This window comes from Microbacterium sp. K35 (genome assembly GCF_004794375.1).
In the GTDB taxonomy this organism is placed as follows: domain Bacteria; phylum Actinomycetota; class Actinomycetes; order Actinomycetales; family Microbacteriaceae; genus Microbacterium; species Microbacterium sufflavum.
In genome coordinates this window covers 1-15,872 of the sequence record NZ_SSDM01000268.1, presented here as the reverse complement: position 1 = coordinate 15,872, position 15,872 = coordinate 1, and the positions used below count along the sequence as shown (strand labels likewise).

14 protein-coding genes are annotated in these 15,872 nt (G+C 71.6%); 9 read left to right on the top strand and 5 right to left on the bottom strand.

The window, feature by feature from the left end; genetic code table 11:
* Together DW299_RS19070 and DW299_RS10225 are read left to right on the top strand one after the other, a co-directional pair.
* A partial coding sequence (locus DW299_RS19070; protein WP_342589029.1) for a sensor histidine kinase occupies positions 1 to 486 on the top strand: 486 nt, incomplete at its 5' end.
* A complete protein-coding gene (locus DW299_RS10225; RefSeq protein ID WP_240744621.1) occupies positions 483 to 1,130 on the top strand; it encodes a response regulator in 648 nt (215 codons plus the stop codon). The genes DW299_RS19070 and DW299_RS10225, both read left to right, overlap by 4 nt.
* Positions 1,131 to 1,133: 3 nt before the next feature.
* On the opposite strand, the gene DW299_RS10220 is transcribed toward DW299_RS10225, so the two are convergent.
* Positions 1,134 to 2,372 carry an MFS transporter gene (locus DW299_RS10220; protein ID WP_136036518.1) on the bottom strand — a complete coding sequence of 413 codons (1,239 nt, stop codon included), beginning with the start codon at positions 2,370 to 2,372 and terminating at the stop codon, positions 1,134 to 1,136.
* 62 nt (positions 2,373 to 2,434) lie between these two features.
* Between DW299_RS10220 and DW299_RS10215 the strand changes: the two genes are divergently transcribed.
* Complete coding sequence (locus DW299_RS10215) at positions 2,435 to 3,499, top strand: LacI family DNA-binding transcriptional regulator (RefSeq protein WP_136033091.1); 1,065 nt, start codon at positions 2,435 to 2,437, stop codon at positions 3,497 to 3,499.
* An 11-nt stretch (positions 3,500 to 3,510) separates the two neighbouring features.
* On the opposite strand, the gene DW299_RS10210 is transcribed toward DW299_RS10215, so the two are convergent.
* Positions 3,511 to 5,013 carry a hypothetical protein gene (locus DW299_RS10210; protein WP_136036517.1) on the bottom strand — a complete coding sequence of 501 codons (1,503 nt, stop codon included), beginning with the start codon at positions 5,011 to 5,013 and terminating at the stop codon, positions 3,511 to 3,513.
* Positions 5,014 to 5,131: 118 nt separating this feature from the next.
* Between DW299_RS10210 and DW299_RS10205 the strand changes: the two genes are divergently transcribed.
* From DW299_RS10205 to mnhG, 6 genes are read left to right on the top strand one after another with little or no spacing between them, the layout of a single operon-like run.
* Positions 5,132 to 8,104, top strand: a complete 2,973-nt coding sequence (locus DW299_RS10205) for a Na+/H+ antiporter subunit A (protein WP_136036516.1) — start codon at positions 5,132 to 5,134, stop codon at positions 8,102 to 8,104.
* Positions 8,104 to 8,685, top strand: a complete 582-nt coding sequence (locus tag DW299_RS10200) for a Na(+)/H(+) antiporter subunit C (RefSeq protein ID WP_136033094.1) — start codon at positions 8,104 to 8,106, stop codon at positions 8,683 to 8,685. Before DW299_RS10205 ends, DW299_RS10200 begins: the two co-directional genes overlap by 1 nt.
* Positions 8,682 to 10,235: a Na+/H+ antiporter subunit D gene (locus DW299_RS10195; RefSeq protein ID WP_136033097.1), complete on the top strand. Its 1,554-nt coding sequence runs from the start codon at positions 8,682 to 8,684 to the stop codon at positions 10,233 to 10,235. The genes DW299_RS10200 and DW299_RS10195 overlap by 4 nt, the downstream gene beginning before the upstream one ends.
* The gene (locus tag DW299_RS10190) at positions 10,232 to 10,825 is read left to right on the top strand and encodes a Na+/H+ antiporter subunit E (RefSeq protein ID WP_136033099.1); all 594 of its coding nucleotides are present in this window, start codon (positions 10,232 to 10,234) and stop codon (positions 10,823 to 10,825) included. Before DW299_RS10195 ends, DW299_RS10190 begins: the two co-directional genes overlap by 4 nt.
* Positions 10,822 to 11,091 carry an MrpF/PhaF family protein gene (locus tag DW299_RS10185; protein WP_136033102.1) on the top strand — a complete coding sequence of 90 codons (270 nt, stop codon included), beginning with the start codon at positions 10,822 to 10,824 and terminating at the stop codon, positions 11,089 to 11,091. The genes DW299_RS10190 and DW299_RS10185 overlap by 4 nt, the downstream gene beginning before the upstream one ends.
* Entirely contained in the window at positions 11,088 to 11,477 is a 390-nt protein-coding gene (gene mnhG, locus DW299_RS10180) for a monovalent cation/H(+) antiporter subunit G (protein WP_136036515.1), read from the top strand. The genes DW299_RS10185 and mnhG overlap by 4 nt, the downstream gene beginning before the upstream one ends.
* A 13-nt stretch (positions 11,478 to 11,490) precedes the next feature.
* Here mnhG and DW299_RS10175 read toward each other — a convergent pair whose 3' ends face one another.
* The 3 genes from DW299_RS10175 to DW299_RS10165 form a co-directional block, all read right to left on the bottom strand.
* A complete protein-coding gene (locus DW299_RS10175) occupies positions 11,491 to 12,252 on the bottom strand; it encodes an alpha/beta fold hydrolase (RefSeq protein WP_136036514.1) in 762 nt (253 codons plus the stop codon).
* Between the two features lie 35 nt (positions 12,253 to 12,287).
* Positions 12,288 to 14,930: a penicillin acylase family protein gene (locus DW299_RS10170; protein WP_446724794.1), complete on the bottom strand. Its 2,643-nt coding sequence runs from the start codon at positions 14,928 to 14,930 to the stop codon at positions 12,288 to 12,290.
* Positions 14,931 to 15,062: 132 nt separating this feature from the next.
* A partial coding sequence (locus tag DW299_RS10165; RefSeq protein WP_168443115.1) for a YhgE/Pip family protein occupies positions 15,063 to 15,872 on the bottom strand: 810 nt, incomplete at its 5' end.

Genomic DNA, 15,872 nt, shown 5'->3' with positions numbered 1-15,872 from the left:
GTGCGCGACGCGGGCCTCGACGCGCACGGTGCGTTGCGGTCGATGATCTCGGTGCTGCGCCGCGGCGGCGGCCCGCTCATGCCCACGCCGAGCTGGGCCGACCTCGACGGCATCGTGCAGGAGGCGCGGCGGTCGGGGCTGGCGGTCCGCCTCGACGCGGCGGATCTCGGCGATCTCGGCGATCTCGGCGGGGGCGGCGAGCAGGCGGTCGTGCGGGTGGTGCGGGAGGCGCTCGGCAACTGCGTGCGGCACGCGCGGGGTGCGCAGGTCGAGGTGCGGATCGCACGCTCCGGCGACGAGGCGTTGGTGCGGGTGCGGTCGCTCGGCGGGACGGCAGCGGTCGCCCCGATGCGGCACGACAGCGAGGGGTGGGGGTTGCAGATGCTGCGGGAGCGGGTGGCGGCGCTGGGGGGCGCATTCCAGGCGGGGCCCGACGGCGACGGCTGGACCGTGGAGGCGCGGCTGCCGGCGGGAGCGCGGTCGTGAGCGCCCCGACGGTGCTGCTGGCGGACGACCACGGCGCGATCCGTGCGGGGCTGCGCATCATGCTCGAGACGCACGACATCGTGGTGGCGGGCGAAGCGGCCGATGGCGAGGTGGCCGTGCGCAATGCCGCCGCCCTGCGCCCCGACGTGGTGCTGATGGATCTGCGCATGCCGGGGCGCGACGGCGTCTCGGCCACGAGGGAGATCGTCGACCGGGGTCTGGCGGACGTGCTGGTGCTCACCAGCTTCGACGAGGACGAGCTCGTGCTCGCGGCGATCCGCGCCGGGGCCGTGGGGTTCCTGCTCAAGACCGTGGATGCGCCGACGCTGGTGCAGGCGGTGCGCGGGGTCGCGGCGGGTGAGGGCGCCCTCGACCCGCGCGTGACCAGGCGTGCGCTCGCCGCGGTGGCGGAGTCCGCGGTCGACGGTCCGCCCGCCGCCGCCACCCCCGCCCTGGGCGAGCTCACCGCGCGGGAGCAGGAGGTGCTCGACGGGATCCTGCAGGGCTGGTCGAACGCGCAGCTCGCCGCCCGGCTGCGCATCTCGGTGCCCACGGTGAAGACGCACGTGTCGAACGTGCTCGCGAAGCTGGGCGCGCGCAGCCGCTCGCACGCGGCGGCACTCGTCCGGGCGCGCGGCGGCTGAGCCTCAGCTCCGGGCGGCGGTCGTGGCGGGGGTCTTCTCGTCGTCGCGCAGCGGGCGGGCGGCCCCGGAGAACAGCCCGGAGACCACGACCAGCGCGACCAGGATGAACAGCGTGTTGAGCAGGCCGATGTGCTCGCTGATCACGCCGAGCACGGGCGGGCCGCCGAGGAACGCGACGTAGCCGATCGTGGCCGCGGCGCTCACGCGGGCGGCGGCCTTGGCCGGGTCGTCGGCCGCGGCGGACATGCCGAGCGGGAACCCGAGCGAGGCGCCGACACCCCAGAGCGCGGCGCCGAGCAGCACGAGCGGCAGCGTCGGCGCGAGGATGAACAGCAGGATGCCGCTGGCGGCCGTCGCGGCGAGGATGCGCAGCACCAGCACCCGGCCGAAGCGGTCGACCAGGGGGCCGCCGAACAGGCGCACGACGGTCATGCCGGTCGAGAACACGGCGAGGGCGACGGCACCGGAACCCTCGGCGAGACCGTGGCCCTGCTCGGTGCCGAGGGCGATCCAGTCGTTCGCGCCGCCCTCGGCGAACGACATGCCGAGCATGACGGTGCCGAGCAGGTAGGTGCGCGGTTCGCGCCACGCCTCCAGCGCGGTGTGCAGGCGCTGGCGGAACGGCGGCTTCTCGTGCTCCTCCGGGTCGAGGGCCGCCTCTCGCACCGGCACCTGGAAGAAGCAGATCACCGCGATCACGGCGATCAAGACCCCGACGGAGATCGCGTGCGTGCCGACGTCGATGCGAAGGTGCGCCGCGAGCGCACCGATACCGGCGCCCAGGACGGTGCCGAAGCTGAAGAACGCGTGGAAGACGGGGAGGATCGTGCGGCCCATCTGCTGTTCGATCGCGGTGGCCTCGACGTTCATCATCACGTCGACGCAGCCGTTGCCGAAGCCGAACAGCACCATGCCGACCAGCACCAGGGGGACCGAGGCGAACACGGTGGCTCCGAGTCCGACGAGCGCGATGCCGGCGGCGAACGTGAGCATCGACAGGAGCATGCCGCGACGCGCACCCGTACGCGCCATGACCGCGGGGCTCGTGGAGATGCCGAGGATGGAGGCGATGCCCATGCCGAGCAGGATCAGTCCGACCTGCGCGTTGTCGAGACCGAGGGCCTCCTTGATACCCGGCACGCGCGATGCCCAGGTCGCGATCGAGAGGCCGCTGGCCAGGAAGATGGCGAAGATCGCGGTGCGCCAGCGCACGAACTGCGAGCGGGTGAGGGCGGTGTCCATGACCCACAGCCTATATCGAATCGATTCGACGCCGGAGTGCAGATCCCGGCTATCCTCGGAGTATGAGCAGCAGGGAGACCCCGCGCCGACCCACGATCGCGGATGTCGCGCGCGAGGCGGGGGTCGCGACCTCCACCGCGTCCGTGGTCTTCAGCGGCAAGGCCAAGGTCGCCCCCGCCACGCGCGACCGCGTTCTCGCCGCGGCGACCGAGCTCGGCTACACCGGACCCGACCCCCGCGCCGCCTCGCTCCGTCGCGGCCGCAGCGGCATCGTCGCGGTCGTGCTGGAGGGCCACCTGCGGGCCGCGTTCCTCGACCCGGTGACGACCGCGATGATGGACGGCCTCACCGATGGACTCGCCGACCTCAGCGCCGGGATCCTGCTGATGCGCGACGAGCCGGGCGAGGACGGGTCCGCGATCGCGAGCGCCCCGGTCGACGCGGTCGTGCTGATCGGGTGCTCCGGGCGCACGCGGGCCTCACTCGAGATCGTGCGGGGGCGCGGCCTCCCCGTGGTGGTGATCGAGGGCGACGCCGGGCTCGACGTGCCGCGCATCACGCTCGACAACGTGGCCGCCTCCGCCGACGTCGCCCGGCACGTCCGCGACCTCGGGCACCGCGACGTCGCACTGGTCACGCTCGCGCTCGACGCCGACCGCGAGCGCACCCTCATCACGCCGGAGCGACTCGCCACCGCGACCGTCGACGTCACGGTCGACCGGCTCCGGGGCATGCGCGAGATCTTCCCCGACGCCCCGGCGATCTCCGCGTCGGGCAGCCTGATCGACGAGGGCATCCTGGTGGGCCGCATGCTGCTGTCCGACCCGGAGAAGCGTCCGACGGCCGTGCTCGCGCAGAGCGACCTGCTCGCGGTCGGCGTGATCCGCGCGGCGGAGGAGCTCGGGCTGCGCGTGCCGGAGGACCTGTCGGTGGCGGGGTTCGACGGCATCGCGCTGGACGGCCTGGGCGACCTCACGCTCACCACGAGCGTGCAGCCCGCGGTCGAGAAGGGTCGCGCGGCGGGGGAGCAGGTGGCGCGCATGCTCCGCGGGGAGCCGGGCGAGACGCAGGACCTCTCGTGCCGCTTCCGCGCGGGCACCACGACCGCGCCGCCTCCCGCGCGCTGAGCCGCCTGCCCTCAGGAATGCGCGGGACCGAGGCGCAGCGCCGTCTCGCCGAAGTCCAGGATGCGGTACCGCCCGCACTCGATCGTCGCCACCGGTTCGACCCCGGCGGGCAGCTGCCACGGCACGGTCTGCGCGTCCTCCACCAGGAACGACACCTCCCCCGCCGCGAAGTCCCGCCGGTCGACCAGCCAGGCGTAGCCGTTCAGCGCGTGGTCGACCTGCACCAGGCGTGACGGGTCGTCGAGGTGCAGCTTGGGCAGCCGCACGGTCCAGAACTGCCCGGCACCCGTGCGCCCCGATGCGTCGACCCAGTCGGTGACGCACGTTAGGTCGGCGTCGGGTGCCTGCGCGGCGGCCGCCAGTCGCGGCACGCTCAGTCCGGCGGCGAGGAGCAGCAGGGCACCCAGCGCCGCGACCGCACCGCGCACGAGCCGGGACGACGGCAGCACGGCGCGCGGATCGGCGACCAGGGCCAGGACCGGCGCGAACGCCAGCGGCTGGAGGTATCGCGCGGCCTGGGTGCCGAGCGCCACCGCCCCGAGCAGCACCAGGGCGGGAGCTACCCACGCGACCGCGGCGACGAGCCGCGCGCCGGGCGCCGATGCCCGCCGCATGCGCACCACCGCGAGGGCGAGGAGGGCGGCGACCACGACCAGCGCGAGCAACCCCAGCGGCGTCGAGAGCCGGCCCGCGAACAGCCCGGCGTACAGCTCGAGGGACTCCCGCCACCGCCACGGCTGCACGTAACCGGCGCCCGTGTTCGCGATCCATGCCGAGAACGGAATGCGACAGAGGAAGCCGAGCAGCGTGCCGCCGAGCAGGGCAGCGCCGAGCAGCAGCGCGGGCCGCCGGCTCCGGACGGAGAACCCGAGCACGACCAGCACGGCCAGCAGCGGCACCGTGGCCCAGGCCGCGAACAGCGGATTGGTCAGCGTGGACACGGCGGCCGTCGCGCCGAGCGCCCAGAGCAGCACGACCCCGCCGCCCGGGCGGTCGAGGAAGCGGCGGGCCAGACCGACCGCGGCGACCGCTCCGATCGTGGTCGCGGCGTAGTAGGTGGTCGTGAGCGAGAGCGACGCGAGCTCGAGGGCATCGCGCGACGGCGACACCTCGGTGAACACGAGAAGCGCGAACACCCCGAGCGCCGCGAGCGACCACGCGACCGGGGCGGCACCCGCGCGGCGACGACCGGCTGCGAGCCGCGCCACGCCGTAGAACCCGAGCAGGTTGACCACCGCGTTCACCGCGAGCAGGCCACCGACGTCGAGCGGCAGCAGCGCGCCGAGGGCGACGTGCACGGCGGACTCCGGAAGGAACAGCACGCTCGACAGCGCCCACTCGCCGACCCCGCCGCCATCGAGGACCGCGCGCGAGATCAGTCCCACGACCAGGGAATCCCCGTCACGGAAGAGCAGCGAGGAGCGGGGCGATGCGGCGAGCTGACCCGCCGCGACGAGGGCGATCGCGAGGGCCGTGAGCCACCCCGCCAGCTCCCTCCGTGCGCCCCCGTGCATGCGAACACTCTGGCACGTCGCGCAGACCCGCGAACCGCCCGGCCCTATCATCCCGGTAAACTGGACGGACACCGCCCGCCTGAGCCGCAAGGCCGACGAGCCCCGAGGAGCCGCGTATATGCTGATGCTCCTCGCCGTGTTCCTCCTCGGGTCGCTGCTGTTGCCCGTTCTGGTGCGCTGGCTGGGAGCACAGGCTTTCGCCGTCGCCGCGCTCGTCCCCGCCGCCGCGTTCGTGCACGCGCTGGTGCTCACGCCGCAGGTGCTCGACGGCCCCGTGCCGTTCGAGTCCGTGCCGTGGATCCCGCAGCTCGGGCTCTCGCTCTCCATGAACATGGACGTGCTCGGGTGGGTCCTCACCCTGATCGTGACCGGCGTCGGCGCGCTCGTGCTGCTCTACTGCCGCTGGTACTTCCACGACGACGCGGCCGGCATCGGCCAGTTCGCCGGGGTGCTGCTCGGCTTCGCCGGCGCGATGTACGGCCTCGTGCTCACCGACGACCTGGTGATGCTCGTGATGTTCTGGGAGGTGACGAGCATCCTCTCGTACCTCCTGATCGGGCACTACCGCCGCCGCGCCGCCAGCCGTCGAGCCGCGCTCCAGGCTCTGCTGGTGACGACCCTCGGCGGCCTGGTGATGTTCGTCGGCGTCGTGCTGCTCGTCGTGGACGCCGGCACGTCGAGCATCCGCGAGATCCTCGCGCTCGCCCCCACCGGGCCCCTGATCGACGCCGCCATCGTGATGCTGCTGATCGGCGCCATCAGCAAGTCGGCGCTGTTCCCGTTCCACTTCTGGCTCCCCGGTGCGATGGCCGCCCCCACGCCGGTCAGCGCCTACCTGCACGCCGCCGCGATGGTGAAGGCCGGCATCTACCTCATCGCGCGCTTCGCCCCGATCTTCGCGCTGAGCGCCACCTGGCGACCGATCATCATCAGCCTCGGCATCCTCACCATGCTGCTCGGCGGGATCCAGGCGCTGCGCGAGACCGACCTCAAGCGCGTGCTCGCCTTCGGCACCGTCAGCCAGCTGGGGTTCTTCGCCGTCGTGGTCGGCTACGGCACGCAGGCCGCCGCCCTCGCCGGACTCGCGCTCGTGATCGGGCACGCCCTGTTCAAGTCGGCGCTGTTCCTGATCGTCGGCGTGATCGACCGGCAGCTCTCCACGCGTGACATCACCGAGCTCTCCGGGGTCGGACGGCAGGCGCCGGTCATGGCGACCGCGGCCTTCATCTCGGTCGCGTCGATGGCGGGCATCGCGCCCACCATCGGCTTCGTCGCCAAGGAGTCCACGCTCACGGCGCTCCTGGATGACGCGCAGGGCGGCTCGATCTGGGGACTCGTGGCGCTGATCGGGGTCGTCCTCGGTTCCATGCTCACCGCGGCATATGGCGTGCGCTTCCTGTGGGGAGCGTTCTGGACCAAACGCGACGACCGCGGCGACCGGCTGCCCGACACCGCCTGGCCCGACCCGCCCGTCGGCTTCCTCTCCGCGCCGATCATCCTCGCCGGGGTCACCCTCGCGGCGGGCATCGGCGCCCCCGCGCTCGACATCGCCCTGCAGCCCTACGCGCTCACCGCGAACCCCGGCCTCGACCACGAGGGCGCCGCCGTCGAAGGCCCCGGTCACCTCGCGCTCTGGCACGGGTTCGAACCAGCGCTCGGGATCTCGATCCTCACTGTCCTGCTGGGCATCGGGCTGTTCCTGCTCACGCGACGCAGCGGCTGGGACCGTCGCCCGCGCCTGCTGCCCTTCACCGCCGCCGACGCCTACTACCTCGTGATGCGCGGCATCGACCGGCTGTCCGTGCTCAGCACCACCCTCACGCAGCGCGGCTCGCTGCCCGTCTACGTCGGCACGATCTTCGTGGTGTTCGTCGCGGCCGAGGTCACCGCGCTCATCGCGAGCGACATCGACCGCTACCAGCTGTCGCTCTGGCACACCCCGGCACAGCTCGCGGTCGCGCCGATCATGGCCGTCGCGGGCGTGGTGGCGGTGCGCGCCAGGAAGCGGTACACCGGCGTCGTGCTGGCCTCGGTCACGGGTCTCGGCATGGTCGTGCTCTTCGCGACCAGCGGCGCACCCGACCTCGCGCTCACGCAGATCCTCGTCGAGACGGTCACCATGGTCACGTTCGCCCTGGTGCTGCGGCGGCTTCCCGCGCGGATGGGCGAGCACAACGCCTCGGTCAGCCGCATCCCCCGGGCGCTGCTCGGCATCGGCGTCGGCCTCACCATGGCGTTCGTCGCGATCGTGGCCACCCAGTCGCGCGTCGCCGACCCGATCTCGGAGATCTTCCCGCAGATCGCCTACGAGATCGGCCACGGCAAGAACGTGGTGAACGTGGCCCTGGTCGACCTGCGCGGCTGGGACACGATGGGCGAGCTGTCGGTGCTCGTGCTCGCGGCGACCGGTGTCGCCTCCCTCGTCTTCGTGACCCACCGCGCCGATCTGCTCGCCGCCACCAAGACCCTGCCGCGCTCCGTGCGCAAGGCCGCCCGCAGCCGTCCGCTCGTCGAGACCACCGACGGCGTGCGCTTCCAGACGTCCGAGAACCGCAGCGCCCCGCGCGCCTGGCTGGTCGGCGGACAGAAGATGAAGCCGGAGAACAGGTCGATCCTGCTCGAGGTCATCGTGCGCATCCTGTTCCACACCATCATCGTGGTGTCGATCTTCCTGCTGTTCGCGGGTCACAACCTGCCGGGCGGCGGCTTCGCCGGCGGACTCGTCGCGGGCATGGCGCTGGTGATGCGCTACATCGCCGGCGGCCGCTGGGAGCTCGGTGCCGCCGCACCCACCGACGCCGGACGCCTGCTCGGGGCGGGCCTCATCCTCGCGGTCGGCACGGCCGTGGTGCCGCTGTTCTTCGGGATGGCCCCGCTCACCAGCACCTTCTGGGAGTGGGAGATCCCGGGCATCGGTCACATGGAGTTCGTCACCTCGACGATCTTCGACGTGGGCGTGTACCTCGTGGTGATCGGGCTCGTGCTCGACGTGCTGCGCAGCCTCGGCGCCGAGGTGGACCGGCAGTCCGCGCTCCGCCCCGGTCAGAGCACCGCGATCGACTTCACCTCACGGACAGGGGGGAACGGCTGATGGACGTCTCCCTGGCCCTCATCGCGATCATGGCCGTGCTCTTCGCGTGCGGCGTCTACGCGATGCTCGAGCGCAGCCTGACCCGGGTGCTGATCGGCTTCCTGCTGCTCGGCAACGCCACGAACCTGCTGCTGCTGATCGTGATGGGCGTGCCGGGCAACGCCCCCTTCTTCGGCACGAACGGCGACCTCAGCGATCCGCTCCCGCAGGCGCTGACCCTCACCGCCATCGTGATCACCTTCGCGGTGTCGGCGTTCCTGCTCGCCCTCATCTACCGCTCCTGGCAGCTCGGCCAGGCCGACACGGTCGAGGACGACGAGGCCGACATCGCCCTGCGCGAGCGCACCGACGCCGACGAAGACCTCATGGACGACGAGTCGGAGACCGACGACGACGAGGCGACCACCGACTTCGTCGGCGTGCAGACCGCGCCCATCACGGTGCTGCACATGCGCGACCATCCCGACATCCACGACGACGCCCCCTACGACTCGCCGTACAGCGCGCAGCGGGAGGACGAACCCGAACCCGAGGCCGACGAGGATCCAGACCACACGACAGACGGGGAGGGCAGGTCATGACCACGCTCGTCCCGCTCCTGGTCGCCCTGCCACTGCTGGGCGCCGCGGTCACCCTCGTGTTCGGGCGCAATGCCCGGCTCCAGGTGCTCGTCACGGTCGCCACCCTCGCGATCGTCTCGGTCATCGCCGCGGTGCTGCTGGTCGTGGTCGATGCGGGATCCCCGCTCGCGGTCTCGGTCGGCGGGTGGCCGGTGCCGTTCGGCATCGTGCTCTACGTCGACCGGCTCGCCGCGCTGCTCGTGCTCGTGTCGAGCGTCGTGCTGCTCGCGGTCCTCCTCTTCTCGATCGGTCAGGGCGTCGCCGACGGCGCGGACGAGACCCCGATCTCGATCTTCAACCCCTCCTACCTGATCCTCGCGGCGGGCATCTTCAACGCCTTCATCGCGGGCGACCTGTTCAACCTCTACGTCGGCTTCGAGATCCTGCTCGTCGCGTCGTACGTGCTGATCACGCTGGGCAGCACCGAGTCGCGCATCCGCACGGGTGCGGTGTACATCGTGGTCTCGCTCGTGTCGTCGATCCTGTTCCTCGCCTCGATCGCGATGATCTACGGCGCCCTCGGCACCGTGAACATGGCGCAGATCGCCGAGCGCATGTCGGAGCTGCCGCAGGACACGCAGCTCGTGCTGCACCTGATGCTCGTGGTCGCCTTCGGCATCAAGGCCGCCATCTTCCCCGTCTCCTTCTGGCTGCCCGACTCCTACCCGACCGCGCCGGCCCCGGTCACGGCGGTGTTCGCCGGACTGCTGACGAAGGTCGGCGTGTACGCGCTGATCCGCACCGAGACGCAGCTCTTCGCCTCCAACAGCATCGACACGCTGCTGCTCATCATCGCGCTGGCGACCATGGTCGTCGGGGTGCTGGGTGCCGTGGCGCAGGCGGAGCTGAAACGGATCCTGTCGTTCACCCTCGTGAGCCACGTGGGCTACATGATCTTCGGCCTGGCGATCGCGACGCCCGCGGCGATCGGCGCCACGGTGTACTACATCGTGCACCACATCGTGGTGCAGACCACCCTCTTCCTCGCCGTGGGACTCATCGAGCGTCGGGCGGGGAGCACCTCGATCCTGCGGGTGAAGGGGCTGCTCAAGATCGCGCCCGTGATCGCGGTGCTGTACTTCATCCCCGCCATCAACCTCGGCGGCCTGCCCCCGTTCTCCGGGTTCATCGGCAAGTTCGCGCTGTTCGAGGCCGCCGCCTCCGTGGGCACGCCCCTGATGATCGTGCTGATCTTCGGCGGCATCATCACCTCGCTGCTCACGCTGTACGCGCTCATGCGGGCGTGGAACCTGGCGTTCTGGCGCGAGGAGGAGGACTCCACCGAGACCGAGGGACGCATCTCCTACCTGACGGGCGCACCCGCGGCCGACGAGCAGCAGGAGACCAGGCGCATTCCGAAGATCATGACGGTCGCCACCGCGGGCATGGTCACCGTCACGGTGGCCCTGACGATCTTCGCCGGTCCGCTGTACGCTCTGTGCGATCGCATCGGGGCTGGCCTGCTGCAGCCGGTCAACCTCGTCCAACTGGAAGACGAGGTGGAGGGATGAGGCCGGAGACGCGGCGCCTGTGGCGCGACATCGGCATGCAGCTGCCGTTCCTCGCCTGGCTGATCGTGCTGTGGATGCTGCTGTGGGCGCAGTTCACCGTGCTCTCGTTCCTGACCGGGCTCGTGGTCGCGATCTTCGTGACGCGCGTGTTCCGGCTGCCGACGGTCGAGCTGTCCGGCCGCGTGAACCTCTGGTACGCCGCGCTGTTCATCGTGCAGTTCCTCTGGGCAGTGCTGCGCGGCGCCCTGTCGGTCACGGTGCAGGTGTTCGACTTCCGCCGGCAGCCGGGCACCGCGATCGTCGCCGTGCCGCTGCGGTACGCGGACGACCTCGTCATGACGCACGTCGCGGTGGTGTCGTCGCTGATCCCCGGTTCGCTCGTGGTGGAGGCCGACCGCGACCGGCGCATCCTCTACCTGCACGTGATCGGCGTGCGCAGCAAGGAAGACGTCGAGGAGCAGCGGCAGGGGGTGCTCGGGTGGGAGAAGCGGGTCGTGCGCGCGCTGGGCGACCCGTCGCAGTACCGCCGCCTCAAGGCCGACGAGCGCGCGGGTCGCATCGATCCGGCCAGGGTGGGGGGTGCCCGATGAACGTGCTGCTCCTGGTGATCATGGCGGTGTTCGGTGTCGCCGCGATCCTCGCCGTCATCCGCATCGTGCGTGGTCCGTCGATCCTCGACCGCGCGGTCGCCGCCGACGTGCTGCTCACCGAGGTCATGTGCGTGCTGGGCGCGGAGATGGCGATCAACGGCCACACCCGCAACATCCCGGTGCTGCTGATCATCGCCGCCGTCGGCGTGTTCGGGTCGATCGCGGTCGCCCGGTTCGTCGCGAGAAGGGACAACACGACGCCATGAACGTGTTCGGCCTGATGATCCCCGACGCCGTGATCGACGTCGCGGTGCTGGTGCTGATCCTGATCGGTGCGCTGCTGTGCCTCTCCGCCGCGGTGGGGCTGCTGCACTTCCGCGACGTGCCGACACGGTTGCACGCCGCGACCAAGCCGCAGGTGCTCGGGCTGCTGGTGATCTGCGTGGCGATCGCGCTGTCGCAGCGGTCGATCGGCGGCGTGCTGTTCGGCCTGGTGCTGGTCGCCCCGGTGGTGCTGATGCAGTTCGCCACGGCGCCCCTGTCCGCGCACATGGTCGGACGGCAGGCGTATCGCAACGGCACGATCGAGCAGCGCGGGCTCGTGGTGGACGAGCTCGCCGAGTCCAAGCAGACGCCGCCCGCCGCGGGCTGACCTCGCCCGCGCGTCAGGTGCGGTCGGCGAAAGCCTCGATCAGGCGTGCGGCGGGTTCGGAGTCGCTGATGAGGGTGCCGTGCCCGTGGTCGGGGATCACGGAGAGCTCCGCGCCGGGGATGGCGTCGAGGATGACCTGACACCAGCTCATCGGGGCCAGCGGGTCGTCTTCCCCGCGCAGCACGAGCACGGGGCAGTGGATGCGGCGGAAGGCCTTCTCGGGCTGATGCACGATGGTCGCCCGCATCTTGCGGATCAGGTGCGGACCGCCGCGGAGGTACTCGCGCGCGCCGCGCCAGATGACGAGCGGCCGCTCGCCCACGAGGTCCTGCAGCAGGTAGCGCGCCTGGGCCCCGATGTTGCGCGCGGCCTTGTCGACCGTCGGTCCCGCGAGCACCACCCCCGCCACGAGCTCGGGGTGCCGGGCGGCGAGCTCGGCCGCGATCTGGCTGCCCATCGAGTGCCCGATCACCACCACGGGTTCCGCGTCGACGTGGCGCAGAAACGCGGCGACCAGGTCGGCGTGGCGCTGCATGGTGAGGGTGCGCGTGGGCTCGGGCGCTTCGCCGAACCCGGGGAGGTCGAGCGCGATCACGCGTCCGTTCAGCCGCTGGGTGAGGTCGAGGTACACGCTGCGGCCCATGCCGATGCCGTGCAGCAGCAGGTAGGTGTGCGGCCCCTCGCCGAAGCTCTCCGCGATGAGGGTCGCGCCGCCGTGCTCGAACTCCAGCAGCGTCGCGGTCGTCCCCTTCGGGGCGAGATAACTGGAGGGCACCGGTCCACGCTAGTCGAGGAACCTCTGCGGGTCTCTCAGCCGGCGGGGGCCAGGATCAGAGTGTCGCGCGCGGACCGGCCGACCGCGCCCGGTGTGAACGCCCAGGGGCGCTGCACGCCCGAGGCCCAGTCCTCCGTCTGGTCGACGTAGTGCTCGTGGTAGGCGTGACCGGAGGCGCCGGTGAGGTGGATCCACGTGGAGGCGTCGAGGTCGTCGAGGTCGACCACCATCCGCATGGAGGGCACGGTCGTGGTGGCGTACGACTCGCCGATGGTCCAGCCGGTCGCGTCCACCACCGATGCGCCGCCGCCGACCGGGTAGGGTCCGCGGTTGAACAGTGCCTCGATCGGGGCGATTCCGGACGAGCCGAACGTGCCGCTGCGGAGCGTGATGGCGTGCAGGTCGCCCCAGTTCCAGCGCGTCGTGTCGGTGCCCTGCAGCGCGGCGAGCTCGTCGTACGCCTCCTCGGCCGACCGGGCCAGCATCTGGGGCATGCCGTCGACGTCGATGCGGTCGTTGCGCCACAGCGGGTCGGACGGGTCTTCGAGCAGGTCGCCGACCACGGTGAACAGCCGTCCCTGGCCGTCGGTGGGCAGGGGCACGGCGCGCTCGGCGAAGAGGTTCTGCACGAGGCGCGACCACAGCACGTTCGCATACGCGGCCGCCGCGGAGGTCTTGTCGTTCTGCGCGTCCCACGTGCGGAGCAGCTCGACGGCCGTCCGCGGTCCGGTACCGTCCACCTCGACATCGCCCATGGCGCTGACCAGCTGCTTGCCGATCCACATCTCGCCGTCCATCTGGATGTCGCGCAGGTCCTGCGCGGTCAGCGGCGCGGCGGCCGCGCGGCGCTCGATCAGGTGGGCGATGCGGGCAGCGCGGTACCCCTGGTCCCAGTCGCGCGACAGGAAGTACTCGTAGTCGTCGGTGACGATCGCGTTGTTCGCGGTCACGATGTAGCCGGACGCGGGGTTGTACGCCACGGGCAGCTCCTCGAACGGGATGTAGCCGGTCCAGTCGTAGCCGCTGTCCCACCCCGGCTGCGGCATCCACCCGTCGCCGGCCCCGCGGATGGGCAGCCGCCCCGGCGTCTGGTAGCCGATGTTGCCGTCGACGTCGGCGTAGATGAGGTTCTGCGCCGGAACGTCGAACAGGGCGGCGGCGGCGCGGAAGTCGTCGAAGTCCTGCGCGGTGGAGAGGGCGAAGATCGCGGTCGCGGTGGTGCCGGGGTCGAGGGCCGTCCAGCGCAGGCTCAGGGCGTATTCGGCGGCGTCGCTTCCCGGTGGAGCGGGGGCGGTGCCCTCGGCCCGGAGCGCGGGGTCCGGCGCGTCGGCGATCGCGGTGAAGTCGTCGGTGAGGCCGGAGATGATGGGGCCGTGCACGGTGGAGCGGATCGTGAGCTCGATGTCGTCGCCACCAGCGACCGCGATGGTCTCGGTGGTCTCCTCGAGCGGCACGAGCGCGCCGTCGCGCCAGTACGCGTCGCCCTCGATGCGCTCGACGTACAGGTCGGTCACGTCGGTGGTGAGGTTGGTGAAGCCCCATGCGACGCGCTGGTTGTGGCCGATCACGATGCCCGGGAGACCGGAGAACGAGAAGCCCCCCACGTCGAACGGGCAGTCGGCGTCGACCGTCGAGCACTTCAGCTGCACTTGGTACCAGACCGAGGGCAGGGAGGCGCCGAGGTGCGGGTCGTTCGCCAGCAGCGGCATGCCCGACGCGGTCAGCTCTCCCGAGACGACCCAGGAGTTGGAGCCGATGCCCTCGCCGGCGTCTCCGACCAGGACGCTCGCGGCTTCGATCACGTTCGCCGTCTCCTGCCACTCGATCGTGGTGACGGCCTGCTGCACCTCGCCGTCCTTCGGCGGCAGGCTGAACGCGGCGGCGTCTGCGGTGGTGTCGAGCGGCTCCACCGTGGAGATCTGCGGCACGATCACCGGGTTCCGGTCGAACGGGTAGGAGGGGTACAGCTTCGCGAGCAGGGCGTGCGTGTCCTCCGGGTCGCCGCCGTCGGCGAGGGCGCCCGCGAGCAGCGCGCGCTCCGTCTCATCCTCGACGTTGGTGCGGAGGTCCCAGGCCATGGCCTTGAGCCACGCGACGGAGTCGGCCGGCTCCCACGGCTCCGGTTCGTAGTCGGGGTTCTGCAGGCCCAGCACCGCGTACTCGAGCGACAGCTCCGCTCCGGACCGGGACGACAGGTAGGCGTTCACACCGTCGGCGTACGCCTCGTAGTAGCCGCGGGTCGTGTCGTCCATCGCCTCGACCTCGGCCTCGGCGACCTTGCGCCAGCCGAGCGTGCGCAGGAACGCATCGGTGCCGGCCTGGGACGCGCCGAACAGCTCGGCCACGCGGCCCGACGTCACGTGCCGGCGGAAGTCCATCTCGAAGAAGCGGTCCTGCGCGTGCACGAACCCCTGCGCGAAGAACAGGTCTTCCGAGGAGTCGGCGGTGATGGTCGGGATCCCGCTCGCGTCGCGCTGCACGGTCACCTCGGCGGCGAGGCCGTCCAGCCGCAGGGTGCCCGAGGTCTGCGGGAACGAGCGCTGGATGGTCCATGTCACGAAGAACGCCGCGGCCACCGCGATCACCACGATCGCGGCGACGACGAGGAACGCGATGCGCCCGATGCGGACACCGAGCGACGGGCGGGAGGGTGCGGGTGACACCGGCGAAACGGTCATCATCGTCGAGAACTCTTTCGGGTCGCGGTTGGGACTCAGTCCCACCGAGCCCCGGTGCGCGTTTCAGGGCCGCGCTCTCGCATCCTAGCCCGCCCGCGCTCGCCGCGGCACGTCCCGTGGCGAGCGACCGCGTCAGCCGATCAGGCTGGGCTGCAGATCGCGCAGCGTGCGGCGGTGCGTCATGCGCGTCACCCCGATCGCCGCGAGCACGAGGGCACCGACGAGCCACAGCGCGAGCACGGCCAGATCCCACCCGGCGCGGGCGTAGTCGCCGCCGTACATCAGCTGCCGCATCGCGTCGACCACGTAGCCGAGCGGCAGCACGTGGTGCAGTGCGGCGAGCGGGGTGGGCAGCGTCTGCCAGGGGAACGTGCCGCCCGCGGTGACCAGTTGCAGCACCATGAGCACGAGGCCGAGGAACTGTCCGACCGAGCCCAGCCAGACGTTCAGCGCCAGGATGATCGCCGCGAACGTGGCAGAAGCGAACATCAACACCCCGAGCGTGCCGAGGGGGTGGTCGAACGTGAAGCCGAGCGTGAGCGCCAGGATGCCCATGAGCCCGAGCATCTGCACGGCGCCGAGCATGGCGGGTGTGAGCCAGCCGGCGAGCGTGATGCGCACGGGGGAGTGCAGGGCGGTGACGGCGCGGCGTGAGATGGGCTTCACGATGAGGAACAGCGCGTAGATGCCGATCCAGGCCGACAGTGCTGCGAAGAAGGGGGCCAGTCCGGCGCCGTAATCCTCCGCGGATGCCACCTTGTCGCTCGACACCTTCACGGGGTCGGCGATGGTGTCGGCCTGCTGGCTGCGAAGCTCCGGGGTGGACTCCGGGATCTGCTGCACCCCGTCGGCGAGGCCGTCGCGGAGTTCGACGGTGCCGGACGAGAGGGTGGCGAGGCCGTCGCGCAGCTGGGCGGCGCCGGCGTTCGCGGAGGCGGCGCC